This is a genomic window from Halorubellus litoreus (genome assembly GCF_037081675.1).
GTDB lineage: Archaea > Halobacteriota > Halobacteria > Halobacteriales > Natrialbaceae > Halorubellus > Halorubellus litoreus.
In genome coordinates this window covers 1230913-1257737 of sequence record NZ_JAZAQL010000001.1, presented here as the reverse complement: position 1 = coordinate 1257737, position 26825 = coordinate 1230913, and the positions used below count along the sequence as shown (strand labels likewise).

Annotated in this window: 23 protein-coding genes; 15 read left to right on the top strand and 8 right to left on the bottom strand. The window is 69.4% G+C overall.

The window, feature by feature from the left end; all coding sequences use genetic code 11:
• The first annotated feature begins 27 nt into the window (after nucleotides 1-27).
• Entirely contained in the window at nucleotides 28-804 is a 777-nt protein-coding gene (locus tag VYJ16_RS06300; RefSeq protein WP_336349446.1) for a 23S rRNA (uridine(2552)-2'-O)-methyltransferase, read from the top strand.
• Between the two features lie 21 nt (nucleotides 805-825).
• On the opposite strand, the gene VYJ16_RS06295 is transcribed toward VYJ16_RS06300, so the two are convergent.
• Both VYJ16_RS06295 and VYJ16_RS06290 read right to left on the bottom strand, forming a co-directional pair.
• Complete coding sequence (locus tag VYJ16_RS06295) at nucleotides 826-1002, bottom strand: ribbon-helix-helix domain-containing protein (RefSeq protein WP_336349445.1); 177 nt, start codon at nucleotides 1000-1002, stop codon at nucleotides 826-828.
• Between the two features lie 109 nt (nucleotides 1003-1111).
• The gene (locus VYJ16_RS06290; protein WP_336349444.1) at nucleotides 1112-3616 is read right to left on the bottom strand and encodes a twin-arginine translocase subunit TatC; all 2505 of its coding nucleotides are present in this window, start codon (nucleotides 3614-3616) and stop codon (nucleotides 1112-1114) included.
• Nucleotides 3617-3726: 110 nt separating this feature from the next.
• Here VYJ16_RS06290 and VYJ16_RS06285 point away from each other — a divergent pair, with 110 nt between their 5' ends.
• A complete protein-coding gene (locus VYJ16_RS06285) occupies nucleotides 3727-5160 on the top strand; it encodes a twin-arginine translocase subunit TatC (RefSeq protein ID WP_336349443.1) in 1434 nt (477 codons plus the stop codon).
• A gap of 65 nt (nucleotides 5161-5225) precedes the next feature.
• Here the strand turns inward: VYJ16_RS06285 and VYJ16_RS06280 are convergent, their stop codons facing one another.
• Nucleotides 5226-8063 (bottom strand): M14 family zinc carboxypeptidase, encoded by a 2838-nt coding sequence (locus VYJ16_RS06280; RefSeq protein WP_336349442.1) that lies wholly within the window; start codon nucleotides 8061-8063, stop codon nucleotides 5226-5228.
• Between the two features lie 233 nt (nucleotides 8064-8296).
• Entirely contained in the window at nucleotides 8297-9184 is an 888-nt protein-coding gene (gene larE, locus VYJ16_RS06275; RefSeq protein ID WP_336349441.1) for an ATP-dependent sacrificial sulfur transferase LarE, read from the bottom strand.
• 365 nt (nucleotides 9185-9549) lie between these two features.
• Between larE and VYJ16_RS06270 the strand changes: the two genes are divergently transcribed.
• Both VYJ16_RS06270 and VYJ16_RS06265 read left to right on the top strand, forming a co-directional pair.
• Nucleotides 9550-10710, top strand: a complete 1161-nt coding sequence (locus VYJ16_RS06270) for a sulfite exporter TauE/SafE family protein (RefSeq protein ID WP_336349440.1) — start codon at nucleotides 9550-9552, stop codon at nucleotides 10708-10710.
• On the top strand, nucleotides 10710-11144 hold the full coding sequence (locus VYJ16_RS06265; RefSeq protein ID WP_336349439.1) for a universal stress protein: 435 nt from the start codon (nucleotides 10710-10712) through the stop codon (nucleotides 11142-11144). Before VYJ16_RS06270 ends, VYJ16_RS06265 begins: the two co-directional genes overlap by 1 nt.
• A gap of 136 nt (nucleotides 11145-11280) precedes the next feature.
• On the opposite strand, the gene VYJ16_RS06260 is transcribed toward VYJ16_RS06265, so the two are convergent.
• Entirely contained in the window at nucleotides 11281-11433 is a 153-nt protein-coding gene (locus VYJ16_RS06260) for a hypothetical protein (protein WP_227134063.1), read from the bottom strand.
• Nucleotides 11434-11754: 321 nt separating this feature from the next.
• Between VYJ16_RS06260 and VYJ16_RS06255 the strand changes: the two genes are divergently transcribed.
• Entirely contained in the window at nucleotides 11755-14229 is a 2475-nt protein-coding gene (locus VYJ16_RS06255; protein ID WP_336349438.1) for a ribonucleoside-diphosphate reductase subunit alpha, read from the top strand.
• A 46-nt stretch (nucleotides 14230-14275) separates the two neighbouring features.
• Entirely contained in the window at nucleotides 14276-15265 is a 990-nt protein-coding gene (locus tag VYJ16_RS06250; protein WP_336349437.1) for a ribonucleotide-diphosphate reductase subunit beta, read from the top strand.
• 59 nt (nucleotides 15266-15324) lie between these two features.
• On the opposite strand, the gene VYJ16_RS06245 is transcribed toward VYJ16_RS06250, so the two are convergent.
• Entirely contained in the window at nucleotides 15325-15819 is a 495-nt protein-coding gene (locus VYJ16_RS06245) for an acyl-CoA thioesterase (RefSeq protein WP_336349436.1), read from the bottom strand.
• An 86-nt stretch (nucleotides 15820-15905) separates the two neighbouring features.
• Nucleotides 15906-17675 carry an excinuclease ABC subunit C gene (locus tag VYJ16_RS06240; protein ID WP_336349435.1) on the bottom strand — a complete coding sequence of 590 codons (1770 nt, stop codon included), beginning with the start codon at nucleotides 17673-17675 and terminating at the stop codon, nucleotides 15906-15908.
• 154 nt (nucleotides 17676-17829) lie between these two features.
• On the opposite strand from VYJ16_RS06240, the gene VYJ16_RS06235 reads away from it, so the two are divergent.
• Nucleotides 17830-18807, top strand: a complete 978-nt coding sequence (locus VYJ16_RS06235) for a hypothetical protein (RefSeq protein WP_336349434.1) — start codon at nucleotides 17830-17832, stop codon at nucleotides 18805-18807.
• Between the two features lie 16 nt (nucleotides 18808-18823).
• Here VYJ16_RS06235 and VYJ16_RS06230 read toward each other — a convergent pair whose 3' ends face one another.
• The gene (locus tag VYJ16_RS06230) at nucleotides 18824-19399 is read right to left on the bottom strand and encodes a hypothetical protein (protein ID WP_336349433.1); all 576 of its coding nucleotides are present in this window, start codon (nucleotides 19397-19399) and stop codon (nucleotides 18824-18826) included.
• Between the two features lie 156 nt (nucleotides 19400-19555).
• Between VYJ16_RS06230 and VYJ16_RS06225 the strand changes: the two genes are divergently transcribed.
• From VYJ16_RS06225 to VYJ16_RS06190, 8 genes are all read left to right on the top strand, one after another.
• Nucleotides 19556-20806: an outer membrane protein assembly factor BamB family protein gene (locus VYJ16_RS06225; protein ID WP_336349432.1), complete on the top strand. Its 1251-nt coding sequence runs from the start codon at nucleotides 19556-19558 to the stop codon at nucleotides 20804-20806.
• A gap of 116 nt (nucleotides 20807-20922) precedes the next feature.
• Nucleotides 20923-21198: a DUF7967 family protein gene (locus VYJ16_RS06220; protein WP_336349431.1), complete on the top strand. Its 276-nt coding sequence runs from the start codon at nucleotides 20923-20925 to the stop codon at nucleotides 21196-21198.
• Between the two features lie 193 nt (nucleotides 21199-21391).
• Complete coding sequence (locus VYJ16_RS06215) at nucleotides 21392-22477, top strand: ABC transporter ATP-binding protein (RefSeq protein WP_336349430.1); 1086 nt, start codon at nucleotides 21392-21394, stop codon at nucleotides 22475-22477.
• Nucleotides 22474-23316 carry an ABC transporter permease subunit gene (locus tag VYJ16_RS06210; protein WP_336349429.1) on the top strand — a complete coding sequence of 281 codons (843 nt, stop codon included), beginning with the start codon at nucleotides 22474-22476 and terminating at the stop codon, nucleotides 23314-23316. The genes VYJ16_RS06215 and VYJ16_RS06210 overlap by 4 nt, the downstream gene beginning before the upstream one ends.
• Nucleotides 23317-23441: 125 nt before the next feature.
• A complete protein-coding gene (locus VYJ16_RS06205; RefSeq protein ID WP_336349428.1) occupies nucleotides 23442-23981 on the top strand; it encodes a cupin domain-containing protein in 540 nt (179 codons plus the stop codon).
• Between the two features lie 78 nt (nucleotides 23982-24059).
• Nucleotides 24060-25103, top strand: a complete 1044-nt coding sequence (locus VYJ16_RS06200; protein WP_336349427.1) for an ABC transporter ATP-binding protein — start codon at nucleotides 24060-24062, stop codon at nucleotides 25101-25103.
• Entirely contained in the window at nucleotides 25103-25939 is an 837-nt protein-coding gene (locus VYJ16_RS06195) for an ABC transporter permease (protein ID WP_336349426.1), read from the top strand. The genes VYJ16_RS06200 and VYJ16_RS06195 overlap by 1 nt, the downstream gene beginning before the upstream one ends.
• The gene (locus VYJ16_RS06190; RefSeq protein ID WP_336349425.1) at nucleotides 25936-26613 is read left to right on the top strand and encodes a hypothetical protein; all 678 of its coding nucleotides are present in this window, start codon (nucleotides 25936-25938) and stop codon (nucleotides 26611-26613) included. The genes VYJ16_RS06195 and VYJ16_RS06190 overlap by 4 nt, the downstream gene beginning before the upstream one ends.
• Nucleotides 26614-26825 lie beyond the last annotated feature (212 nt).

The following is a 26825-nucleotide window of genomic DNA, read 5'->3' as shown; positions in this document are numbered from 1 at the left end:
CCCCGCGTCGTACGCGTTCCCAATCGAATGACGCGGAAAGACCGATTCTACAACCGAGCGAAACAGGAGGGCTACCGGACGCGCTCCGCGTACAAGCTCCAGCAACTCGACCGCGAAACCGGGCTCTTCGGCCCGGGGAACACCGTCGTCGACCTCGGCGCCGCCCCCGGCGGCTGGCTGCAGGTCGCCGCCGAAGAGGTCGGCGAAGGCGGCACCGTCATCGGCGTCGACTTCCAGCGCATCAAAGACCTCGACGACGTCGACGCGACCGTCAAATTCGTCCGCGGCGACATGACCGAGGACGACACGAAGGCCGAGGTTCGCGACGTCGCCGGCGGCGACGTCGACGTCGTCCTCTCGGACATGGCACCGAACATGACCGGCGAGTACGGCCTCGACCACGCCCGCAGCGTCCACCTCGCGCGGCAAGCGCTCGACGTCGCCACGGACGTCCTCGGGACCGGCGGCGACTTCGCCGTGAAGGTCTTCCAGGGCCAGGACCTCGAGGACTTCAAAGCGGACGTCGACGAGGAGTTCCAGTACGCCCGCACCGTCGTCCCCGAAGCCTCCCGCGACTCGTCCTCCGAGGTCTACATCGTCGGCAAGCACCGCCTGACCGCGCCCGTCCGCGAAGGCGACGTCGTCACCGTCACCATCGAGGACGAAGGCAGCGAAGGCGACGGCGTCGCCAAGGTCGAGGACTTCACGGTGTTCGTCTCCGGCGCCGACGTCGGCGACGAACTCGACGTCCGCATCGACCAGGTCAAACCCCGGTTCGCGTTCGCCCAACCCGTCGACGAGTAACCGACGCGGACTCGGTGCTGCCTACGACTCGTCGTCCAACCGACCGTGCCGCTGGTCGATCTCGTCGAGCGTATCCAGCGTCTTCCGGATGGACGCACGGATGGCCTCGCTTCGATTCACGAACTTCCCCTCCCCGCCGACGTGGTCGTCCAGGTCGTCGAGGAGTTCCTGTGGCACCTCGACGCTTATCTTTGGCATACTCGAAGATTCGCGAGGGCACCTCTTATGATTGGTGCCGTTTCCTGCAGGGAGTTCTCGGCGCGTCGGGTCGACGACGACCAGTTCGCGTCGACCAGTTCGCGCGCAATCAGGCCGTGCCTTCGACCTCGGACCCGCCGCCGCCACCGAAGAGCCGCTCCGGAACGGTCAGCACGCGGAGGACGAGGAGACCGAACCCGTACGCGACCGAGAGCGGGAGTGCGAACAGGAGCATCGACAGCACGCTACTGCTCGTGATGAACGCACTGCCGACGAACAGCGCGAGGACGACGCCGCGCCACGCGCGCTGCATCGCGTCGTAGCTCACGATGTCCGCGTAGTGGAACAGCACCATCGACACGGGGATGTCGAGCAGGATGCCGATGCCGACGGTCATGAACGCGATGAGCCACATGAACGAGTTCACGCGGTACGAGATGACCATGTTCGCGCGGATGGCGTCCTCGACGAGGTAGGAGACGACCGCGGGCGCGAACACGAGGTAGCCGAGCGCGCTCCCGACCGCGAACCCGAGGAACATCGCGCCACCCCAGAGGAGGAACGCCGACGAGTCGCCGTCGCCGCCGAACCCGCGTTCCTTGACCGCTGGCCACGCGTAGTACCCGAGGAGCGGGAGCGTCACCGCCGCCGCGAGTATCGTACTCGCCTTCACCGCGAAGATGAGCTGTTCGACGGGATGGAGTGCGACGACGATCCCGATCTGGCCGACGCCACCCATGTTCGCGAGCAGTTCCGCGGTCGGGAACACGTCCAGTATCGTCGTCGGACTCGACGGTCCCGCGGTCGCACCCGCGGTTCCGCCGGGCATCGTCGTCATCGCGGACGCGAACGCGTTCGCGGTCTCCACGCTCTCCGCGAACGGGAGCGTGTTCGGGTCGCCGCGGACCTCCGGCGGGACCCGAGAGAGGAACTGCTCCTTGATGGTGCCGAGGCCGCCGCGGTACAGCCAGAAGAACACGCCCGCGAGCGTCGCCATGAACACCGCGACCAGCCTGAAGACCTTCGACGTGAGCGACTGGAGGACGAACGTGATGTCGTAGTAGTACCCGCCGATGTCGTCCTCGGTCGTCTCCTCCTCGGTGAACGGGTCCATCATGCCCGCCGCGGTCGACTGGAGGACGTTCCCGTCGTCGTCGCTCGCCGCGTCCGTGTTGCCTTTCATCGCGTCGACGTCAGTCACGGGCGTGTCGCCCGGCGGGCCGGCCGCGAACTCGTGGCCGTCACTCGTCGCGCTCGTCGCCTCGCCAGCGGCCGCGCCAGCGCCCGCGGCCTCGGCCGCCTCCTGCGCGGCTTGCTGTTCCTGAATCTGGTCGAACCGGTCGAGGATCGCCTGCGCCTTGTCCGGGTCGTCCGCGTTCATCGCGGCGCTCGCCTTCGACAGCGCCTCGTCCTCGGTCATCTCCGCGAACACCTCCGGCGGTGCGGCGCGAACGCCCGCCTCGTCGAGGACGTCCAGGTCGATGTCCGCCGGGTCCATGCCGCGACCGCCGGCGCGCGGCACGACGGGGCTCCGGAGGACCTTCAGCGTGTACGCGAGCAGGACGAGCAGCGACACGATGATGGCGATCTGCATCGAGATGAGTCCCTGCGCGACCAAGCCCGCTTCCGGCGCCAGTCCACCCGACGCGAGCGGGTTCGCGGGCTGGAGGAAGCCGGGGAGCGCCGGGACGACCGCCGCGTCGATGGTCGCGACCACGCCGACGCGGATCGCGAGCACGGCCCCGAGGAGGAGCGCCGCGAAAAACCCACCGAACTGTAGCATCCGCATCCGCAGCAGGCCGTCCGCCTCGGCCGCGCCCTCGCCGCGCCGCCGGAGGTTCACGACGACCTTCGAGAGCGCGAGCGACGCCGCGTACAGCGTACACAGCGGAATCGACCACATCACCTGCGTGAGCGGGTCCGGCGGGCTCGCGATCGCGCCGAACGCGAAGATGCCGACGACCGCGAACTTCCACTTGTCCCGCCACGTCTCGTACGGTACGAGTTCCGCGTACGACAGCGACGACATCACGAGCGGGAGTTGCGCCGCGAGCCCGAACGAGAGCGTGAGCAGGAAGAGGAACTGCGTCCACATCGTGATGTCCCACGTCGGCTTCAGCGTCGCGTTGATCGCGTTCTGCGCGAGGAACTCGAACATGAACGGGAAGAACACGATGTACGCGTACGCCACGCCACCGACGAACAGGAGGACCATCAGCACGCTCAACCCGGCGAGTTGCGCTCGCGAGACGGGAACCTCGGGCGTCCAGCCGCGGCGCTTCAGCGGTTCCTTCGCGTAGTACAGGAGGACCGGGAGGCCGAACAGGATGCCGACGACCGCGCCGATCTTGAACTGGAGGAGGATGACGTCGAACGGCGTCCGCGCGATGATGTCGACCTGCGCGGCGATCTCCGGCGGCATGCGCTGTTTGGTGTTGACCTTCAGCGCCTTCCAGAGGAACGTCCGGAGCGCCCAGATCGTCCCGAGCAGTCCGACGAGGGAGACGATGAATACCTTCTGGAGCTCCTTCTGGGCCGCGCGGAGGAGTGCCCCGATCGTCTCGCGCCCGGCGTCGATGGTCCGGGCGGTGTCCTCGTTGATGACCGAACTCATTAGTTGCGGGAGGCTACCTACCTCGGAAACATCAATCTTCTTCTCCCCGCTCGCTCGCGAGCGCGACGGAGAAAAAGGCCTATAACGCCACACCCGTCTACTTCCGACAGATGCCGGACGAGTCGGACGACTACGACGACGGCGCGCCGAGCGACGCCGTCGGCGACGCTGGCGACGACGCGACCGACGCCACAGCCGACTCGACCACGAACGCGGACGATTCTCACGAGACGACGGATGCTCCCGACGCGGACGACTCGACCGACGAGGATGCCTCGCCAGACGAGACGGACGACGCCGAGGTGCCGTCCGACGAGAGCCTTGGCGACGACGAAGATGCGCCGGACGTCGACGAGTCGACGAGTGCGGACGAGGCGGACGACGCCGACGGTTCTGACGCCGACGAGGCGTCCGACGACGATGCGTCCGACGAGGATTCGGGTGGGTTGGAGAAGGTCGAGGACGAGGATTCGGGCGGGTTGGAGCGCGTCGAGCCGCGGACGCGGCACGTCGACCTCCCCGAGGAGGGCGAGGAGATGGCGAGACCGGACGACGGCGTGGTCGCGGACGAGGAGAAGGTACCGAACCGCGGCGTCGAGGCGGGGTTCGAGCGCCCGGAGGACGCGCCGGAGAAGCATCGGCCGGAGCACCCGGACAAGCGCGACAACAGCGCGCCGTCGGACGTCCCGGTCGGGCACGCCGCCGGCGCACCGAACCCGGGTGAGGCGACGCCGGCAGGTGCCGGCGCGAGCGCCGGAACGGGCACCGGGACTGGCGCGGGCGGCGGCCGTACGATAGAGGACGACGAGGAGTTGTTCGAGGGGCCGCCCGACGACGAGGAGATGCCGCTCGCGGACCACATCGAGGAGATGATGCTGCGGCTCGCCGCGGTCGTGTTCGCGGGCGCCGTCGCGACCATCCTCATGTACCTCTACTCGGACATCCTCGTCATGGAGATGTGGACGGACATCCTCCCCGCGGGCGAGGACGCGGCGCGCCCGCACCTCTACGCGCCCCTGGAGTTCATCTTCACGAAGATCAAGGTCGCGAGCCTCGCGGGCGTCCTCATCGCCTTACCCGTGCTCGTCTACCAGTCGTATCTCTTCATGCGACCCGGGCTCTACCCCCAAGAGCGCCGGTACTACCTCGCGGCGGTCCCGACGAGTCTCGTGCTCGCGGTCGCCGGGATGGCGTTCGCGTACTTCGCGGTCCTCCCCGGACTCTTCCAGTACTTCGACTACTACACCGAGGGGAACGCGGTCATCGCGTACGGCCTCCAGTCGACGTTCAACCTCATCGTCGCGCTCATGGGCCTGCAGGCGGTCGTCTTCCAGATCCCGCTGTTCGTGATGCTCGCCATCATGATGGGCGTCACCTCGCGCCAGTGGCTCGAATCCCGCCGCCTCCTCTTCTGGGGCGCCTTCGGTGGTATCGCGTTCCTGTTCGCGCCCGACCCGACCGGGATGGCGCCGTTCATCATCGCAGTGTCGATGATCGTCCTCTTCGAAGGGACGCTCGCGCTGCTGCGGTGGACCGGCCGCTGAGTCGCGCTCGAACGCCGACCGGTTCGACGCCGAGAGCGTAGTCGACGGCGAGCGTCGCGCCCTGACTATCGGACTTCGCCCCAGGTGCCGACGAGTTCGCCCTCGACGAACCGGCGCTGCTGGAAGCCGAGTGCGTTACAGATCATCGTGTGCCCCATGAACGAGACGGCGTAGTCCGCCATCCCGAACGGATGGAGCTCCCGCTGGTTCGCCGGCGGGAGCACCGACCCCAGGACGTTTATCTCGCTGTCGCCGGCGGCGAGCGACCCGGCGGCGACGCCGCCCGCCTCCGAGCCGTCCGCGAGCGCTCCCGTCATCCGGCCGGCCACGTCACCGCCCGCGTCCGCGAACGCGTCGTCGTCGACGACCGTCGCCGGCTGGTCGGGCTCGTTGGGCACGTACCCGACCTGCGGGCTCTTCCACATCTCGAACTGGAGCGGTCGGATGTCCGCCAGGATGTGGTGGTCGAAGTTCCGGTCGACGAGGTTCGCGATGCCGACGCGGATCGACTGGAGGTCGTCGTCCTCGATGGCCGCGGCCTCGCCGACGTCGAGGTCCGCGAGCAGGTGCAGCCCCGTGTCGGTCAACACCAGGTCGCCGCCCGCGTCCACGAACGCCTCGAGTTCGTCGACGTACCGCGGGTCGTCGCGCCCCACGTCGTGAGAGACGACGACCTTGTCGTAGCGGCGCTTCCCGGAGTTCCCGCGAAGCAGCTTCCCGACGCGGACGTCGTGGACGCGGACCCCGTCCATGCTCCCGGACTCCAGATTGGGTTCGAGATCCGCGAAGAACTGCATCGGGTTGACGACGTACTCCTCTTGAGAGTAGCCGTACGCCTCTTCGGGGTCCGGGTGGTCCCCGTCGGTGTCGACCGTGACGAACTCGACGCCGACGTCGCCGTCGCCGTCGAACTCGACCGACCAGTCGCCGGACGCCGGGTTCGGCACGTAGAAACTGCGTTCGTCGGTCTCGCCGAGGTCCAGCGTGCGGACGACCTGTCTGCCGGGGTTGACGAGTTGCACGACGCCGGACTCGTGCCCGCGGTCGTTGACGACCGCAGCGAGCGAGTGCGTCCGCCCGGCCGACCTCACGTCCGCGCGACCGCCGGGGCCGGGCTGCACCGTCTCGTGGCGCCGCTGCACGTCGGTCGCGCGCTCCTGGCCGCGACCGTTGCCGTTTCCGGGACTCTCGTCGGTATGCGAGAGGTCCGCGGAGGAACGAGTCAACTCGCTGGTGGTCACGTACGCCGTGTCCTGGCCGTCGGTCGCGACCGTCGCGTCGGTACTGGCGGCGGTCAGCTCCGCGAACTCGCGCATCGAGAGGCGGTACGCGGTCTCGAGGTGGCGCTCGATGTACGGGCGCCAGTTCGACCAGGCTCGCATCGCGAGCTCGGGGGCGACCGTGACGGCGCCGAGCCCGCCGAACTCCTCGGGTTGCCCGGCCCACCCGAGGAGGCCGCCCGTCACGTTGTACCCCAGGGAGTCGTAGATAGACCCGTAGTCGAGCAGTTCGTCCGGGACGTAGTCGTTCGGGTCGCCGAAGATGGTGTCCTTTCCCGCGCGAATCGTGTCGCTGGCGATCGCTTCCGGACTCCCCCACCGGTCGGTCATCGCGTCGTCGATGCGTCGGTTCACCTCGTCGAGGTCGTGCGTGCCGTCGTGCTCGTAGGCGGCGTTGGATTCGAGGTTCAGCACCATCGTGTCCGCGAACCCCATCATGTGGTAGTCGCAGAGGTACTCGACGTTGTCGTACTCGCGGAGGTGTCCGACGGTCGCCAGCGCGTCCGGGACGACGTCGTCGTATCCGACGTCGTAGCCGGGGCGGACGTCGGGTGCGTTCCCGTGGTCGGCCGGCCAGAACGCTGGGTTCGTCCATCCGATGGTCGGGTACTGGCGGTTCGTGTCCACCAGCGACGCGTTCCCGCGATAGTGCCCGTAGAACGGCGACCCGAAGAATCCCGCGTACGGGTGGGGGCCGTACTGTGGTTTCCGGATGGTCCAGCCGTCCGGGTTGATGTATACCCAGACGATGACGATGTCGTCGAGGAGGTGAGTGAACGCCTCGGCGTCGCCGGTGACTGCGTCCTCGATGATCCGGGTGCCCGCTTCGACGCCGGCACGCTCGTTCCCGTGAATCCCGGTGATGAAGACGGCCTTGTCCTTCTCCTGGAACGTCGCGTCGTCTCGAACGTCGTTGGTCAGCTCCGCGACGTAGATGTCGTTGGGGTCGGGGCGTTCGCCGGTGTAGCTGTTCTCCCAGCCGGGACCCTGACCGATCCGCTCGAGGCGAACCATGTCGGGGTGCTCGGTCTCGAGGTGTTCGAGCGCCGCGCCGGCTTCCGGGTGAGAGATCCAGTCGCGGGCGTTCTCGACGTCGGGGACGACGCCGTCCGCGTAGGGGTCGTCCAGTTTCCAGAACGGGTTGGCGCCCGGCGAGTAATCGACGTGCTCGACGCCACCGATCTCGTCGAGCGTGAACGCGAGTTCCTGTGCCGTGACGTGTGCGTGTGCGGAGGGACTGGGTGCGTCGCGCGTCACCACCTTCGGCGGTCGGTCGTCCTGGTCAACGTCCCAGTCTGTTTCCCCGTATTCGTCGTCGAACGCGTCGAGCGAGGTGGCGTCGTCGAACTCGATGGCGAGCGCGGCCTCGTAGTCGTCGGGGGTGGCGTTGACGACGAACTCCGCGAGGTCGGTCATCGAGTCGTCGGTGACGTCGGCGCTCGCGGTGCCGGGGAGTGCGAGGGCTGCGCCGGTGGCGGCCGCGACGCCGAGGAACGTCCGCCGGTCGATTCCCCCCCGGCCCTCGAACGCGTCCTCGTCGAGTTCGGCTGCGTCCGTGCGGTCGTACCGGTCCGGTCCGTCGTCCGCCGTGTCCGCATCGACTTCCTGTCTCTGTCGTTTCATTTGGGGACTGTGGGATGGCGCCCACGACGTCGTGCAACAAACCCACGTGTAATAAACGACAATGACCGTTAGAAATCGCTTTTACTGTTAGCTACTCATTACCGGTCCGTATACAACGGTGTCTAGTTGGACGGAACTCGAGGAACAGCTATCGGTAGCCGGGCAGCAAGCCCCGTTCGTTCATCCACCGTTCCACGCGGCGAGCATCGCTCGGTTCGCCGCGGCCTCGTCCGCTACTGCGGGTACTCCTGCTCGAAGACGTTCGCGACCACGGGCTCGTCGTCGCCGTCCTCTCCGTTGATCGCTGCGTCGTCGCTTTCGGGGCTGACGCTCCCGGTCCGGTAGCCGTGGAGGTCGAGCGTGACGTGTTCGAATCCCAGGTCCGAGAGGCGTTCGCGGACGGCTTCGGCGAAGTCGCGATCGAGTGCGACGTCGAGTTCGTCGGGGCTAACTTCGATGCGTGCGAGGCCGTCGTGGTCGCGGACGCGGAACTGCGAGAACCCCCACTCGCGGAGCGCCGCCTCCGCTTTCTCGACGCGACTCAGGCGTTCCTCGGTGACCTCGATGCCGGTCGGGATGCGCGAGGACAGGCACGCCATCGACGGTTTGTCCGCAACCGAGAGGCCGTACTCGTCCGCGGCGGCGCGGACGTCCTCCTTCGTGAAGTCGTGTTCCAGGAGCGGCGAGTACGCGTCCAGTTCGTCGACCGCCTGGAGGCCGGGGCGGTGCCCGCCGTCCGCGTCGCTCGCGTTCGTCCCGTCGCACACCACGTCGATTCCACGTTCCGTCGCGCGCTCGAACATCCGACCGAGCCGCATCGTTCGGCAGTGATAGCAGCGGTCGCCGTCGTTCGCGACGAAGTCCGGCGAATCGAGCTCGCTGAACTCGACGACGTCGTGCTCGATCCCGATCTCGTCCGCGACCCGCCGCGAATCGTCGAGTTCGGCGTCGGGCAGCGTCTCGCTCTTGGCGGTGCACGCGACCGCGTCGTCGCCGAGCGCGTCGTGGGCGACCGCCGCGACCACGCTCGAGTCCACGCCGCCGCTGAACGCGACGAGGACGCCGTCGCGCTCGCGGAGGTCCGCGCGCATCGCCTCGACCTTCGCCGCGATATCGGTCATGGCACGCTCGTAGTCGCCGCGCACGCAAAAGCAGCGTGGGTCGCGACTGGCGTTGCCCGGCCCTCGTACCGGCAACGTTCGCGTGTGGCGGCGTGGCAAGCGGCTCGCGAACCTCAAGGCTTTTATTCGAATCCTCGTTAGGCCACGCTCACCATGACGCGTTTCGCGACCCGCGACGAGCCAGCGCCGCAACTGCTCCACAGCGAACCACCCGGGGGGATCTCCTAGGATGCCCCGCCGTCGTTGCACTCGCGCTGACCGCCGACCCGCTCGTTCTCGCACGACCTCGACCGACCGCACAGCAACCGCTCGCGGTACCGTTCGGTCGCGTCCGGTGACCGCGCCCATCACGGAGGACTGAACGTATGAGTACGCCATCGAAAGCGACCGTCCAGAAGAACTTCCTCAAGTACCAGCACTTCTTCGTGTTCGCGGCCCCGGTCCTGTTCGTCGCGACCGTCCTCCTGTTCGCACCCACCGGTGGCGCGGGTGGGACGAGCTACTGGCTCGAGTACTGGTGGCTGTTCCCGGTCTTCCTCACGGGCGCGACCATCGTGAACACCGTCGGTATCAGTGGGAGTGCGCTGTTCGTGCCGTTCCTCATCTTCCTGTTCCCCATCTTCTCCTCGGGGAGCCTCGACCCGAGCGCGTGGAGTGGCGTGCACGTGCTCGAACCGACGACGCTCGTCAAGGTCGGCCTCATCAGCGAGGCGTTCGGCCTGTCGTCGTCGTCCATCGCGTTCATCCAGTACGGGCTCGTCGACCGGAAACTCGCGCTCACCATCGTCGGCGGGAGCGTTCCGTTCGTCATCCTCGGCGCTATCATCTCCTTCGTCATCCCGGCGTGGGTGTTCCACCTCCTGCTCGGGCTCGCGCTCACCGCCGCCGCGTACCTCCTGATGCGCGCGGACCTCGACCACGAAGAACCCGGCGAGGACGACGCCGCAGCGGGCGAGACGACGGCCGCGGCCGACGGTGGTACGGCCGACCGCAACCTGCCGGACGACGACGACAAGCTCGGGCCTGCTGGCGTCCGCACGGACGACGACGGGACGGTCACGCGGGTCGACCGCGGCGGCGACGACTACGAGTACACCCGGAGCGGGTACCTCCGGCGGTTCGCGAACTACAGCGTCGGCGGGACGTTCCAGGGCCTCGCCGGCTTCGGCTCGGGTGAACTCGGTATCGTGTCGATGCTCGGGACGAAGGTCCCGGTGCGGGTCGCCATCGGCACGAACCACATCATCGTCGCGACGACCGCCATCCTCGCGTCGCTCATGCACGTCTTCGGCGGCGGTATCCTCGTCGACATGTTCCCGGCGATCTTCGGGGACGCGCACACGCTCGACATCGCGTCGACGCCGTGGAACATGGTCGCGTTCACGGTGCCGGCGACGGTGACGGGTGGTCAGATCGCGCCGTACGTGTCGAACGCGCTCGAGACGAGCACCATCAAGAAGTTCGTCGCGGGCCTGTTCGCGATCATCTCGCTGGCCCTGTTCGGGATGGCGACGGGTGGGTTCTGATGTACGACGACATCCTGCTGCCGACGGACGGGAGCGAGGGGACGACGGCGGCGACGACGCACGCCGCCGAGCTGGCGTCGACGTACGACGCGACCGTGCACGTGCTGTCGGTCGCGGACTCGCGGAACCGCTTCGAGAGCCCGACGTCGGGTATCGCACCCGAGGCGTGGGACGAGGCGCAACGCGATCAGGCCGAGGCCGCTATCGACGCGACCGTCGACGCGCTCGGCGACGACGTCGACGTCCACCGCGTCCTCCGCGAGGGCGTCCCCCACGAGGAGATCGTCGCGTACGTCGACGACGCCGACGTCGACGTGGTCGTGATGGGAACGCACGGCCGAACCGGCCTCGACCACTACCTCATCGGGAGCGTCACGGAGAAGGTCGTCAGGCAGTCCGCTGCGCCCGTGCTGTCGGTGCGACTCGACGAGTAGGCTCCTGCTCGGTCGACGGCGCTGTCGCTGTCTTCTCACTCGCAGTCGGTCGACGGACGCGTCGCTGTGTGGTCGCGGGCGAGCGGTGGTGAAAGCGAACTCGTTCTATCGGCGGTGCGTGACTGCTGGTGGCCGGCTAGCGGCCGGCGTCGAACCGCATCCGGACGTAGCGGTCGGCCCATTCGCGGTCGTGGCGGCGCAACCGGTCGACGAGCGCGCGAAGCGGCCCTCGGTTCGCACGGTCGTCGCCTCGTCCACGTACCCCGGCTGGGTCATTTTTGTGGCTCATACAAAGGACGTGTGTGACATGGAGTGTGTAACGTCATAAAAGTTGGTGCTATCTCCCGTTGGCTGGGGTCTCGGGGCCTGTGGCGGCCATCGAGTGGTCCAACGAGTGGCGAGTTTCGGCGCGTTGTCGGCCTCAGCGTGGTATTTCTCAGAGTAATCGGCTTGTGAGACCTACCCCGACGACGCACCATAAAACAAACCAACTTGAATTACATCAACGCTTGTTGGAAAGATTTTTGCGTCGGGCGTCCCGCACCTACGTCCACGGCGATTCGATCGGAATCGCCCGACGTCGCCGCCCAGTGGCGACACTACCACACGCATGAGTCACGCAACAGCCGACGCTCTCGACCACCGCACGGTCCTCGACCGCGCACGCACAGGCCACGACCACGTCGTCACCGACGCCGTCACCGACGAACTCGTCACCGCCGCCCACCGCAGCGGCTACGACGACGCCACCGTCGACGAACGCTACGAGGCACTGCTCGGCGAACTCACCGCCCGCGTCGAACGCCACCCCGCGTACGACGCCGTCGCCGCCCGCGTCGCCCGCGAACGCCTCCACCACGACGTCACCGGCACCGTCCCGAGGGACGCCGCCGACCCCGAGCACACCGCCGACGCGAGCGCCATCCGGGAAGCGTTCGTCGACGGTATCCACCGCGGCGTCGCCGCCGGCGAACTCGACGAACGCATGGCGCAGTACGACCTCGACGCGCTCGCCGACGCCCTCGACCCCGCACGCAGCGACCGCCTCGACTACCAGAGCGTCACCACGCTCCACCAGCGGTACGTCCTCCGCGTCGACGACGCCCCCATCGAACTCCCGCAAGCGTTCTGGATGCGCGTCGCGATGGGTATCGCGCTCGCCGAACCCGAGAGCGAGCGTCACGACCGCGCTCGCGAGTTCTACGACGTCCTCTCGACGCTCCGGTTCGTGCACTCCACGCCGACGCTCTTCCACGCCGGCACCACGCACCCACAGCTCTCCTCGTGCTACCTCACCACCGTCGACGACGACCTCGACGACATCTTCGAGAACTACGGGAACCACGCGAAGCTCTCGAAGTGGTCCGGCGGCCTCGGGAACGACTGGACGCCGCTACGCGCCGACGGCGCCACCATCGAATCCACCGGCGTCGAATCCACGGGCGTCGTCCCGTTCCTCAAGATAAGCAACGACGTCACTGCCGCCATCAACCGCTCGGGGAAGCGCCGCGGCGCCGCGTGCGCGTACCTCGCCATCTGGCATCTGGACTACCCGGCGTTCGTCGACCTCCGGCGGAACACCGGCGACGACCGTCGTCGCACGCACGACCTCAACACCGCCGCGTGGATCCCCGACCTGTTCGTGGAGCGCGTTCGCGCCGACGAGCAGTGGACGCTGTTCTCGCCGGACGACGTCCCCGAACTCCACGAGACGTACGGTCGCGAGTTCGTCGAGCGCTACGAGGCCGCCGAACGCGACGCGCTCGCCGACGACGGCGACATCGAGCACTACGAGCGCGTCGACGCCCGCGACCTCTGGCGGACGACGCTCACCAGGCTGTTCGAGACCGGCCACCCGTGGGTGACGTTCAAGGACCCCTGCAACGTCCGGAGTCCGCAGGACCACGCGGGCGTCGTGCACTCCTCGAACCTCTGCACGGAGGTGACGCTGAACACGAGCGGCGACGAGACCGCGGTCTGCAATGTCGGGAGCGTGAACCTCGCGCGGCACGTCGACGCCGACGGCGTGGACCGCGACCGCCTCGCTGACACCGTCTCGACCGCGATGCGGATGCTCGACGACACCGTCGACCTGAACTTCTACCCCACGGAGAACGCCGAACGGTCGAACACGCGGCATCGCCCGGTCGGTCTCGGCGTCATGGGGTTCCACGAGGCGCTGTTCGAGCAGTCCATCCCGATGGCCAGCGACGAGGCCGTCGACTTCGCCGACCGCGCGCAGGAACTGCTCGCGTACCACGCCATCCGCGCGTCGACGGACCTCGCCGCCGAACGCGGCACGTACGACTCCTACGAGGGCTCGAAGTGGGACCGCGGGCTCCTTCCGCAGGACACGCTCGAACTGCTGGAACGCGAACGCGGCCGCGAGATACCCGTCGACGTCACGGAGCGCCTCGACTGGGACGCACTCCGCGAGCGCGTCGACGAGCACGGGATGCGGCACTCGAACACGATGGCGATAGCGCCGACGGCGACCATCTCCACCATCGCCGGGACGACCGCGAGCATCGAGCCCGTGTACGCGAACCTCCACGTCCAGTCGAACATGAGCGGCGACTTCACGCGCCTGAACGACCACCTCGTCGCCGACCTCGAAGCTCGCGGGCTGTGGGACGACGAGACCCGGGACCTGCTCAAGTACCACGACGGCAGCGTCCAGCCCATCGACCGCGTCCCCGACGACCTCCAGGAACTGTACCGTGGCGCGTTCGAGATAGACCCACGCCACCAGCTCGACCTCACGGCAGCTCGAGCGACGTGGATCGACCAGTCCCAGTCCCACAACGTGTTCTTCCCGAGCACCGACGGGAGCGAACTCGCCGACATCTACCAGCACGCGTGGGAACTCGGCCTGAAGACGACGTACTACCTGCGGACGCTCGGCGCCTCCCAGTTCGAGAAGTCGACGCTCGACGTCTCCGAGTACGACGACACCCAGCGCCGCGGTCGCGACGAGTCGACCGACACCGACCGTACTCGCGACGAGTCGACCGACACCGACCGTACTCGCGACGATTCGGACCTGCCGACCGTCGAGGACCCGACGTGCGACGCCTGCCAGTGACGGCAGCGAACCGACCAGCCGACCGACTCACCACCACGACACATCGATGCCACTGCTCGAAACCGACGGCCACGACCCGAACAAGATACTGCCGATGGACTACCCCTGGGCTCGCGAGTACTACGAGGCCGGGGTCGCGAACAACTGGGTGCCGAGCGAGGTCCCGATGCAGGACGACGTCTCCCAGTGGAACGGCGACGACCTGACCGACGCCGAACGCCGCCTCGTCGAGTGGAACCTCGGGTTCTTCTCGACCGCGGAGAGCCTCACGGCGAACAACATCGTGCTCGCGGTGTACGACCACGTCACCGCGCCCGAGTGCCGCCAGTACCTCCTCCGGCAAGCGTACGAGGAGGCCATCCACACGGACACGTTCATCTACTGCTGTGACACGCTCGGGTTCGACCCCGAGCACCTGTACGGGATGTACGACCGCATCCCCGCCATCGAAGCGAAGGACGAGTTCGTCGTCGACCTCACGAGGGTCGTCGACGACCCCGCGTTCTCGGTGGAGACGGACGCGGACGTCCGCGCGCTCCTCCGCGACCTCGTCGGGTTCTACGTCATCATGGAGGGGATCTTCTTCTACGCGGGGTTCGCGATGATGCTCGCGCTGAAGCGTCGGAACCGGATGGTCGGCGTCGGCGAGCAGTTCGCGTACATCATGCGCGACGAGAGCCTCCACCTGAACTTCGGCGTGGACCTCGTCCAGGCGATCCGCGACGAACACCCGGGGGCGTGGACGCCCGCGTTCGAGCGAGAGCTCGCGGACCTCGTCACCGAGGCGGTCGACCTCGAGCAGCGGTACGCGCGCGAGGCGTGCCCGGAGGACGTCCTCGGGACGAGTCCGGACGCGTTCGCGGAGTACGTCGAGTACGTCGCGGACCGGCGACTCGACCAGCTCGGCCTGGAGCCCGCGTACGGCACCGAGAACCCGTTCCCGTGGATGGCGGAGCAGGCGGACCTGAACACGGAGGCGAACTTCTTCGAGACGACGGTGACCGAGTACCAGTCCGGCGGCCAACTCGACTGGTAGCCGCCGGAACCGACGGCCTGCTCGACCGGTCGTGGCTCGCGGTCGACCGTTCGAACCGTTCAGGCGGTGGCGGCGTCGAGGAGGTCCCGGCGGCGTTCGCGGCGGCCTTCGAGCGCGGTCTCGCGGAGCGCGACCTCGGCTTCGGTCGGACATTCGAGGTGCGGGACGGGGGCGCTGGTGCCGTCGTCGTCGACGGCGACCATCGTGAAGAACGACGTCGCCGTCGCCTCGTAGTCGCCGGTCTCGGGGCGTTCGCTGTGGACGTCGACCTTGACGTCCATGCTGGTGTCGCCGGTCGCGAACACGTACGCTTGCACCGTCACGATGTCGCCGAGGTCGATGGCGGCGCGGAAGTCGACGTGGTCCATCGCGGCGGTGACGACCTGTTCGCGCGCGAACCGGCGGCCGGCGACGGCGGCGGCGATGTCCATCCAGTGGAGGATGGCGCCGCCGAGCGCGCGCCCGAGGTTGTTCGTGTCGTCGGGCATCAGTATCTCGGACATCTCGGTGTAGGACTCGGCGAGGCTGGCGGTGTCTGAGTCGTGGTCGTACATACGCGTATCCGACCACCGCGACCACCTAAAACCACTCGAATTAACTTAGAACAAGTTCACTTGATTTGCGGGGTGCGAGCGACGACTCAGAGCCGCTCGTCGATGGCGCGCGCGGTCTTCTCGCCGACGCCGTCGACGGTCGCGAGCTCTTCGACGCTCGCCGCCCGGACGTTCTCGACGCTCCCGAACCGCCCCAGCAGCCGCTTCCGGGTCGCCGGCCCCACCCCCGGGACGTCGTCGAGGACCGTCGAGACGTCGTCGCGCACGCTCTGGTGGTACTGGACCGCGAACCGATGGGACTCGTCGCGCACCCGCCGCAGGAGCTGGAGCTTCGCGTCGCCGTCCCAGTCGTGCTCGCGTCGCGGCGTCACCACGGTCTCCTCGCGTTTCGCGAGCGCGACCGCGGGCACGTCCCACCCCGCCTCGTCGAGCGCCTCCAGCGCGGCGTCGAGCTGCCCGCGTCCGCCATCTATCAGGAGGAGGTCCGGGTCCGGCCGGTCGTCGCGTCCTTCGACCGCGCGCTCGGCGCGCCACGCGACGAGTTCGCGCATCCGCGCGTAGTCGTCGTTCTCGTCGGTGAGCTTCTTCCGGCGATAATCCGCCCTCTCGGCGCTCCCGTCCACGAAGACGACGTTCGACCCGACGACCGCCTTCCCCTGCGCGTGACTCACGTCGAACCCCTCGATGCGGTCGGCGGCGTCGAGGTCGAGCGCGACCGCGAGTTCGCGGCCCGCGTCGCGCGTCCCCGTCGCCGTCCGCGCGTTCTTCAGCGCGAGGTCGACGAGCTTCGCCTCCCGGCCCGCACCCGGGACGCGAACCGCCACGCCCTCGGCGTCGAGCCACGCCGCCACCTCGTCGTCGCCGTGGGCCTCCGGCAACAGTATCGCGTCCGGGAGGTCGCGCTCCGCGTAGTACTGCACGAGGAACGCCGCCAGCACCGCCGGCACCGGCTCGTCGTCCACACCACTGGTCGCCGGGTCCGCCGTCGGAACGTCGATGCGGTGCCGGTCGCGTTCGACGAGCTGGCCGCCCTCGGCGTGGAGTCTGGCGACGGTCGCCCGGTCGCCGTCGATGGCGACGCCGAGGACGTCGACGTGTCGCTCGTAGTCGTCGCCGTCGCCGCCCGCGGCCGACACCGCCTCGCCGCCCGCGCCGTGGAACGACTCGACGACCGCGAGGCGGTCCCGGAGGTTCGCGGCGCGCTCGAAGTTCTGGGCAGCGGACGCCGCGGTCATCTCGCTCCGTAGCGGGTCCGCGAGCACGCCCGTCTCGCCCTTGAAGAACTGCGTCACTGATTCGACGTCGCCGAGGTACTCGGCCTCGCCGATCTCGCCGGTGCACGGCGCGGTGCAGAGGCCGACCTCGTAGTCCAGGCACGGTCGCTCGCGGTTCGAGAACTTGTGGTCGCTACAGCCGCGCACGCCGAACGTCTCCCGCAACGCCTTCACGACCGTTTCCACGTCGCCCTTGTCCGTGTACGGCCCGAACACGGTCGCGTCGTCCGCCGGGTCCCTGGTCACCTCGATGCGCGGGAACTCGTGGTCGGTCAACTGCACGAGCGGGTACGACTTGTCGTCCTTCAGGCGGACGTTGTACCGCGGCTGGTGGCGTTTGATGAGGTTCGCCTCCAACAGGAGCGCCTGTGTCTCCGTGTCGGTCTCCGCGACCTCCAGGGCGTCCGCGCGCTCGACCATCCGCCGGATGCGCGCCGACCGCGGGTCCGCGTACGACCGCACGCGAGCGCGGAGGTCCACGGCCTTCCCGACGTACAGCACCACGTCGTCGCCGTGGAACTGGTAGACGCCCGGCTCCGTCGAGAGGTCGCTTGCGCGTTCGCGGACCGTCGCCGCGTCCATCGCCAGCCCCTAGCGGCCTCGCGCGCTTAGGCGTGACGCGTCCCGGGCGACCTCGCCGGTTCCGCGTCCGCTCGCTCGTCTCGTCGGGCGTCGCGCACCCGCCGACAGCGTGCAGCCGAACCAGTCAAGTGTCGGAACGACGACTGGTGGGACGATGTCGCTCGTCGCTGGCCTCGTCCTCGGCGTGACGGGGATCGTCGGTTGCGTGCTCGCACTGGTCGCGGTCAAGTGGTGGGTGCGGGATCTGCGACGGTTCTGGCTCGCGGTTCGCGGGATGCCGGCGTCGCTCGCCGACGCGCATCGGGACGACGAGGGCCTCTACGCCGCGACCGCCGCGGAACCGGGCGTGCTGGCGCTCGGCGTCGACCGCTTCGACTACTGGTGGCAGCGCGTCCTCGTCGCGGAGGGCGGTGGGTCGAACGCGTTCAGCATGCTCGGTGGCGCGCTGTTCCTCCGCGACCACGACCGCAAGGAACTCCGAGACGGCGCCGACCGGCGCCGCGCGGGCGCAATCTCGCCGACGCCGCTCGACGTCGACGCCGACGGGAACCGCTGCACGCTGGAACTCGACGACGACGCGTATCCCGTGCAGCGCATCGAACCGAACCACGGGCTCGTCCCCTGGCTGGTCGCGCTCGCGGTACTCGCGACCCTGATCGTCCCCGTCGTCCTGAACTTCTTCTTCCTCCCGTTCCTCACTCGTGCGATCGCGTTCCTCGCTCGCACCCCGATCGCGGCCGCCGCGGTCGGGACGCCAGTCGCGCTCGTCGCGCTCGCGCGGTACCGGAACGGGCGCTCGCCGCTCGGCGCCTGGGACGCCGTTCGCTCGCCGACGGCGCCGACCGTCCCGGACCGCGTTCGCGCAGCCACGACCGACGCTGACCCCGAGGGGACCGGCGTCGTCTACCTGAAACGACTCGACGCCGGCGACGTCGTCCACGTCCTCGGCGACGTCGACCGCAGCGGCCACGGTCGCGTCGTCGTCCGGGACGGCGTCGTCTCGACGCGCGGCCCGTGGCTCTTCGCGCTCGTCGCCGCCGTGAACGCGGCCCGGAACGCCCTCCTCGCGGGCGCGTTCGGCCTCCCCGCGCTCGCGCTCGTCTACCTCGGCGCGCGGACGATCATCGGGTGACGCCGGCGTCGACCGGTCACGCCGACCGTATCGCGTCCCGGAGCCGCCGCGCTCCCTCCTCCTCGCCAGCGTCGACGCGCAACCGGACGTCGGTGTCGCCGGCGACGCCGAGGGTGACGACGCGGTCGCGGGACCGCCAGTAGCGGACGCCGTACCACGCGGCGACCGCGAGGAAGCCGGCGCCGGCGAGCGCGACTGCTTCGTCGAGGAGCGCGAGCGCGCCGAAGACGTCCGCGAACAGCGAGACGATACCGCCGGTCCCGGCGACGCCGCCGGACTGGACGCTCTCGGGGAGCGAGAACCAGTCGCCGACCTCGACGACGACGCCCGCGACGACGAACGGCACGCCCGCGATACTCCACGCGACCGCTCTCGCGAGCGCGCCGCGGTCGCTCTCCGCCCCCGCAGTCACCCCCTCGACGTTCGGGTGGTCGACGTGCCGGAAGTTCGCGGCATCGTCGTCCGCGGTCGCGGCGGGGAACGCGAGGACGCGATGACTCGTCACGTACACGCGGTTCGCGCCCACGTCGACGGTCTCCCGGACGGTCTCGCCGTCGTACAGCAACTCGTTCACGCGGTCGCGCCACGACATCACCGCCATCGTACCGCGGCCGCGCGGATAGCGTTTCGGGCTGGCGGTCTGACGCTGCCGGGGTTCCGTCGGCGGCCGGTGGTCGACCCGCGACCGGTCGCGTCCTCGCGCGACCGGGGAGTAAACCGTATGGTGGTCGGCGTCCCGACGCTAGGCGTGAACGACGGAGTCTCTCGACGCGACGCGCTCGCCGCACTCGGTGCGGTCGGCGTCGGTACGACCGCAGGCTGCCTCGGGACGCTCGGGGTCGGTGATGGCGTCGCGGTCACGTCGACGACCGCGACCACGCAGTTCCGCGGCGGGCTGCAACGTCAGGGCGTCTACCCGGACGCCAGGGTGCCGACGGAGGCGGGGCCGGCGTGGACGCTCCGGGGCGTGAACACGGGCGACCACACCGCGGCGAAGGCGAGCCCGGTCGCGCTCGCGAGCGGCGACCTGCTCGTCCCCGGCGACTCCGGCTCGCTCTGGCGCGTGACCCCGGCGGGCGACGTCGTCTGGCAGACGGAGGTGACGAACGCGTCCCGCGGCATCCACGGCACGCCGGCGGTCGCGGACGGCGTCGCGTTCATCGGCGCGTACGACGGCGTGATGACGGCGCTCGACGTCGAGTCCGGCGACCTCGCGTGGCGCGCGAACCTCGGGGACGCCATCGGGTCGAGCCCGGGGTATCACGACGGCGTCGTCTACATCGCCGTCGAGTACGCCGACCCGAGCGGCGCGATGTTCGGCCTGGACGCGTCGAGCGGGGACGTCGTCTGGGAGGACCAGCGCGTCACCGACCACCCGCACTCGACGTGCGCGATCGACCGGGACGCGGGCCGGCTCGTCGTCGGGTCGAACGACGGCTACCTCTACGCGTGGTCCTACCCGGACCTCGAGTTCGTCTGGAAGACGCCGACCGAGCAACCGATCAAGGGCCCGGTCGCGACCTACGACGGGAGCGCGTTCTTCGGGTCGTGGGACCGGAACGCGTACCGGGTCGCGCTCGACGACGGCTCGGTCGAGTGGACGAAGCGGACGGGCGGGCTCGTGATGTCCGGGCCGTCGGTCGACGCCGCGACGGGGACGGTGTACGTCGGGAGCAAGGACGAGACGCTGTACGCGCTCGACGCCGCGTCGGGCGACGAGACGTGGACGTTCGACGCCGACGGCGCCATCATCGGGTGTCCGACCGTGACGAGCGAGCACGTCCTCGTCGGCGCGTACGACGAGACCCTGCACGTCGTCTCGAAGGCCGACGGCGAACCGACGTGGGGGTCGAGCGGCGTCGGTCGCGTGACGAGCACGCCGCTCGTCCACGACCGCGCGGTCTACTTCACCGACCGCGCGTCCGAGACCTACCTCGCGGACGAGTCCGGGGCGTCCGGGACGTCCGGCGGCCTCTACAAGGTCGCGAGCGCCGTCTGACCCGGCTCGTGCGCTCGCTCGTCGCAGAACCGTCGGACTCGATTCGTGCGCTCGTCCGTCGCGGCACCGGTTGACTTCCCGAGGATACAAACCCGCGCTCCGGGAATCCCCTAGCGATGACCGATTCCGACGCCGACGACGTGCGCTGCTGGCTCGTGGAGCGCGAGTACACCGACAAGGGCCTGGTGACGCTCGTGTACGCCGAACCGGGCGGCGAGCGCGCCGCCGTCATGCAGCGCTCCTCGAACATGCTCGCGCGCCAGGACGTCACCGCCGCGGTCGACGTCGAGGTCGACGAACTCGAGCCGGTCGACGACCCGGCGACGCGCGACCGGTACGCGACCGAGGTCGAACGCACCAGCGAGAGTCACGCGCCCGACGACGCGCTGTAGGCGACGGGGCCGCGACCGGAACGGGACGGTCGCCTCGCCACTGGGACGGGCCGGCCGCCCCGCCGTCGGAACGTGTCCGATTCCAACGATTGGTTCCGATAGACTGCGTCTAACTGCACGTAGAAGCCGACAGGAACCTATGACACGAAGTTTCAGTCTATCTATAAGTACTCGGCGGTCGTCTATCTGGTATATGTCTTCAGCCATCAGCATCGCCGGTCTCACGAAGCGATTCCCGGGCGATGTCCTCGCCCTCGAGGACGTGGACCTCGAGGTCCACGAGGGCGAGATATTCGGGTTCCTCGGCCCGAACGGCGCCGGGAAGTCCACGACCATCAACGTCCTCCTCGACTTCGTCCGCCCCACGTCGGGGACCGTCAGCGTCCTCGGCATGAACCCCCAGAAGGAGGGCGTCGCGCTCCGCCAGCGCGTCGGCGTCCTCCCGGACGGCTTCCACGTCTACGACCGCCTCACCGGCCGCCAGCACGTCCAGTTCGCGGTCGACTCCAAGCGCGTCGAGGAGGACGTCGACGCGCTCCTCGAGCGCGTGGACATCCTCGACGCCGCCGACCGCAAGGCCGGCGGGTACTCGAAGGGCATGAAGCAGCGCCTCGTGCTCGCGATGGCGCTCGTCGGCGACCCCGACATCCTCATCCTCGACGAACCCACCACGGGCCTCGACCCGAACGGCGCCCGCGAGATACGCCAGATCATCCGCGAGGAGGCCGCGCGCGGCGCGACCGTGTTCTTCTCGAGTCACATCCTCGAACAGGTCGAAGCGGTCTGCGACCGCGTCTGCATCCTCGACGAGGGCCGCGTCGTCGCCATCGACACCATCGAGAACCTCCGCGACAGCGTCGACGCCGACGCCCGCATGACCGTCGAACTCGACGCCGTCCCCACCCCGGAGGTCATCACCGCCGTCGAAGCCGTCACCGGTGTCACCGCCGTCACCGCGAGCGACTCGACGCTCACCGTCGCGTGCGACCCCGGCGTGAAGACGCGCGTCCTCGACGCCATCGAAGCGCAGGGCGTCGAAGTCCGCGACTTCGCCACCGAACGCACCAGCCTCGAGGACCTGTTCATGACGTACACGAACCACGCCACCGACGACGAACTGACCGCCGCCGAAACCGACCGCGCCGCGGCCGACGCACCGACCACGGACGCGACCACGACCGACGCGACCGGTAGGACCGATGCATCGACGCAGGACGCGACCGATTCCGAGGACGCGACCGAAACTGACGCGGCCGAGCCCTCGGAGGTGTCGCGATGAGCGTCACCGCCATCGCCCGGAAGGACTTCCAGGACGCCCGCGGCTCGCGCGCGCTCTGGCTCCTCACGGCGCTGTTCGTGCTGTTCGCGGCGTTCATGGTGTGGGCGTTCAGCGAGTTCGAAGCCGGCGGCGTCGGGGCGGACCCCGACCTCGCCGCGCTCGGGTTCTACGACTTCCTCGCCGCCAGCGCCGCGCTGTTCGTGAGCATCACCGCGTTAGTGGTGGCGTACAAGGCCGTCGCTGGCGAGCGCGACACCGGGAGCGCGAAGCTCCTGCTCGGCCTCCCGCACTCGCGACGCGACGTCGTCATCGGGAAGGTGTTCGGCCGCAGCCTCACGATGGCCATCCCCGTCCTCCTCGGGTTCGGGCTCGCGCTCGGCCTCGCGTTCTGGCTGCTCGGCGCCGTGAACCTCGTGGACTACGCGCTGTTCGTCGGCGTCACCGTCCTGTTCGCGTTCGCGTACGTCAGCCTCATGGTCGCCATCTCCGCGAGCGTCTCGACGACGAGTCGCGCCAGCGCGCTCGCGTTCGGCGCGTTCGTCGTCCTCGAACTCGTCTGGAGTCTCGTCGCCACCGGCGCGGTCTACGTCGCCAACGGCTTCACGCTGCCGGCGACCGTCGCGCAGTACCCCGAGTGGTACTTCGGGCTCGTCAGCTTCGTGCCCTCCGCGGCCTACCAGTCCGCGGTCGCCGCGGTCGTCGACGCCACCAGCAGCGGCGGGCTCGCCGGCAGCGACGCCGTCTACCTCGAACCCTGGTTCGGGTTCGTCTGGCTCGCCGTCTGGGCGATCGTCCCCCTCGCCCTCGCGTACGGCAAGTTCACCCAGGCCGACCTCTGAGACGGTCGGCTCGCTCCCGCTCGGTCTCGATTTTCGCTGCCAGTTGGTCTCGTCGGTCACGCACCACGTCGAGTCGTCGCATTCTGGTCAGAACCGGCTTGGCCGGCCGTGACGAACGCTAGCATATGGCATCCTCCAAGGCACCGGGGGCGTCCGATTACGTCCTCGACTTCGAGGGGTTCCCGGGTCGCTGGGAGATACTGGAGACCACCGCGGAGACCGACGGCGAGCGCCTCACGACCAGGATGCACCTCGACGAGCGGTCGGAGCTCCCGGTGCACGTCCACCCGCACGCCGAGGAGGTCTACGAGGTCGAAACGGGCGAGATCGAGGTCCGCGTGGACGGCGAGTGGTCGACGCTCGCAGCGGGCGACCGCATGGTCGTCCCCGCCGGGACCGAGCACGCGTTCCGGAACCCCGGGCCCGCCACGGTGCGCAACGTACACCGTCCCGCGATGCGCATCGAGGCGTTCTTCCGGCGGTTCCACGCCCTGAAGACCGAACGCGGCGTGTCGATGCCGCCCGAGGGCCTCCGCTCGACGATCCTCCTCGCGATGCTATTCGCGGAGTACGACGACGAACTCGTCGTCGCCGGCCCGCAACGCTGGGTGTTCGGCGCACTGGCCGCCCTCGGGCGCGTCCTCGGCTACGACCTCCCCGACTGACGACGCGACGATGGGTCACGCTCCGTCGTCGTTCCGCGCTCCGGTAGTATCTTGTGCGCTCCTCGACACGTGGAGGGTATGGCTGCTATCGAACTGCGGGACGTGACCAAGCGCTTCGGGACGGTCACGGCCCTGGACGGCCTCGACCTCGAGGTTCAGGAGGGCGAGGTGTTCGGGTTCCTCGGGCCGAACGGTGCGGGGAAGTCCACGACCATCGACATCCTCATGGACTACGTCCGCCCGACGAGCGGGACCGCTCGCGTGTTCGGGCACGACGCGCAGGCCGAACCCACGAAGGTCCGCGAGCGCGTCGGCATCCTCCCGGACGGCTACGGGTCGCTCGGGCGGATGACGGGCCGCGAGCAACTCGAGTTCACCATCGAGGCGCGGCGCGGCCGCGAGCACCCCGACGAGGTCCTGGAGCGCGTCGGCCTCGCGGGCGACGGCGACCGCCAGGTCCGTACGTACTCGAAGGGCATGGCGCAGCGATTGATGCTCGGAATGGCGCTCGTCGGCGACCCCGACCTCCTCGTGCTCGACGAACCGACCACGGGGCTCGACCCCGCCGGCGCGCGGATGATGCGGGAGGTCATCGACGACGCCGTCAGCGACGGCCAGACCGTGTTCTTCTCGAGTCACATCCTCGGGCAGGTGGAGGCGGTCGCGGACCGCGTCGGCATCCTCTACGGCGGCGAACTCGTCGCCGTCGACAGCATCGACGCGCTCCGCGAGACCGCGGGCGCGACCGGCGGCGTCACCGTCACGCTCGACGAACGCCCAGACACGCTCCGGAACGCGGTCGCCGGTCTCCGCGGCGTCACCGACGTCACCGTCGACACCGACGAGCAAGAACGCCCCGTCGTCGACGCCGCCTGCACGCCCGCCGCGAAGGGTCGCGTCGTCAAAGCGTGCTACGACGACGGCGCGGACGTCCGCGACGTCGACACGCGCGAAGCCAGCCTCGAGGAGCTGTTCGTCGCGTACACGAGCGGCGACGCCAGCGCGACCGGCTCGGCCGGCCGGACCGTCGACGCGACCGCCACGGTCGGCGACGCGACCGCGGACACCGACGGCTCCGCGGTCGGCGACGCCTCCCCACCGACTCGCGGAGGTGACGAGTGATGTGGCGGCTCATCGCGCGCAAGGACGTCCGCGATAGCGTCCGCGAACGCCAACTCCACGTCGGCGTCGGCCTGTTCGCGGTCGTCGGCCTCGTCGCGGGCTACATCTACGCGAGCAGCTACGACCCCGCGTACGTCGACCGGCCCGGCCTCCGATTCCTCGGCGTGCTCGTCGGCGCGGCGCTGTTCCTCGCACCCATCGCCGCCATCATGCTCGCGCAAGGCCGGGTCGTCGACAAACGCAGTCGCGGGGAACTCGTCGTCCTCCTCGGGATGCCGTTCTCGCGCCGCGACGTCGTCCTCGGGAGTCTCGCCGGCCGGTTCGCGGTGACTGCGACCGTCGTGACGTGCCTGTTCGCGTTCGCGACCGCGGTCGCCGCCCTCATGCTCGCGCCCATCCCGCTCCTCCGACTCGTCGCCGCGCTCGCGGTCCTCGTCGCGTTCGCCGGCGTGTTCGTCGCGCTCGGCACCGCGATATCGGCGGCGGTGTCCGGGACGACGCGCGCCGCCGTGCTCGCGGTCGGCGTCTACCTGTTCTTCGTGTTCCGCCTCCACGACATCCTCTGGCGGCTCCTCGTCAACGGCGTGTACGGGACGCAGTCGGCGCCCGCGACCCTCCTGCCGGCGGTCGCGCAGTTCGGGCCGTTCACCGCGCTCCGGAACCTCGTCGTCGGCGTCTACCCCAACATCGGCGGGGCGTTCGGGTACTTCGGCGGGACGCCGCCGACGGAACTGACGCTGCTCGCGGAACCCGCGGTCGGGTTCGTCGTCCTCGTCGTCTGGGCGACCGCGCCGCTGTACGTCGCACTCGAGCGTTTCGAGGGGGCGGACCTGTGACGGCGACCGTCACGTGCTTCCTCGACGACGAGCGCCGTCGGCGGTTCGCGCGCCTCCGCGCTCGCGCCTACGTCGGCCCGACGCCGGGCGTCGTCGTGGTCGACGGCGACGACCGCCTCGTCGTCCACCTCCCCGAGGGGACGGAGCCGAACGCGCGCGTCCTCGCCGGGAACGTCCTCCAGCCCGGCGAACGGGCGGCGGCCATCGTCGCGACCGAACAGGACGGCGAGCGCGTCGAACTCGGGTACGTCTACCAGGGCCGCGACGGCGGCGGCCTCCAGCGCCTCGCAGCGGAACTCGGCGATGGTGGCGACGCGGGCAGCGACGCGCACGCGGCGATCAAGCGCCAGTTCGGCCTGGACGCCGCTCGGGACCCGACCGGGCTCCGCGAGCGCCTGGAGCGCGAGTACGGCGCGGACTACCGACCGCTCGACGAACTCCACTTCTACGCGCAGCAGCTCGCGGACGTCGCCGACCCCGACACCGTCCTCCGCGAGGGTGCTATCCGGGGCAACCCCCGCGAGCGCGTCCGGGAACTCGTCGCCGACCTCGACGACGACGCGCTGACCGCCGCGCTCGAGGAGGAGGACTGGGCGTGGCTCGCCAGCCTCGCCGCCGACCGCACGAGCAGACCGCCGGTCGCGTACGAACCCGACGACCACGACGTCTACTGACTGCGCGAGCATCCGGCGGCCGGTGGGCCGCCGGTTCGGGGTGTTTCTGACTGCGCGAGCATCCGGCGGCCGCTGGGCCGCCGGTTCGGGGTGTTTCTGACTGCGCGAGCATCCGGCGGCCGCTGGGCCGCCGGTTCGGGGTGTTTCTGACTGCGCGAGCATCCGGCGGCCGCCGGGCCGCCGGTTCGGATGGACGGTCGACGATGCCGGCC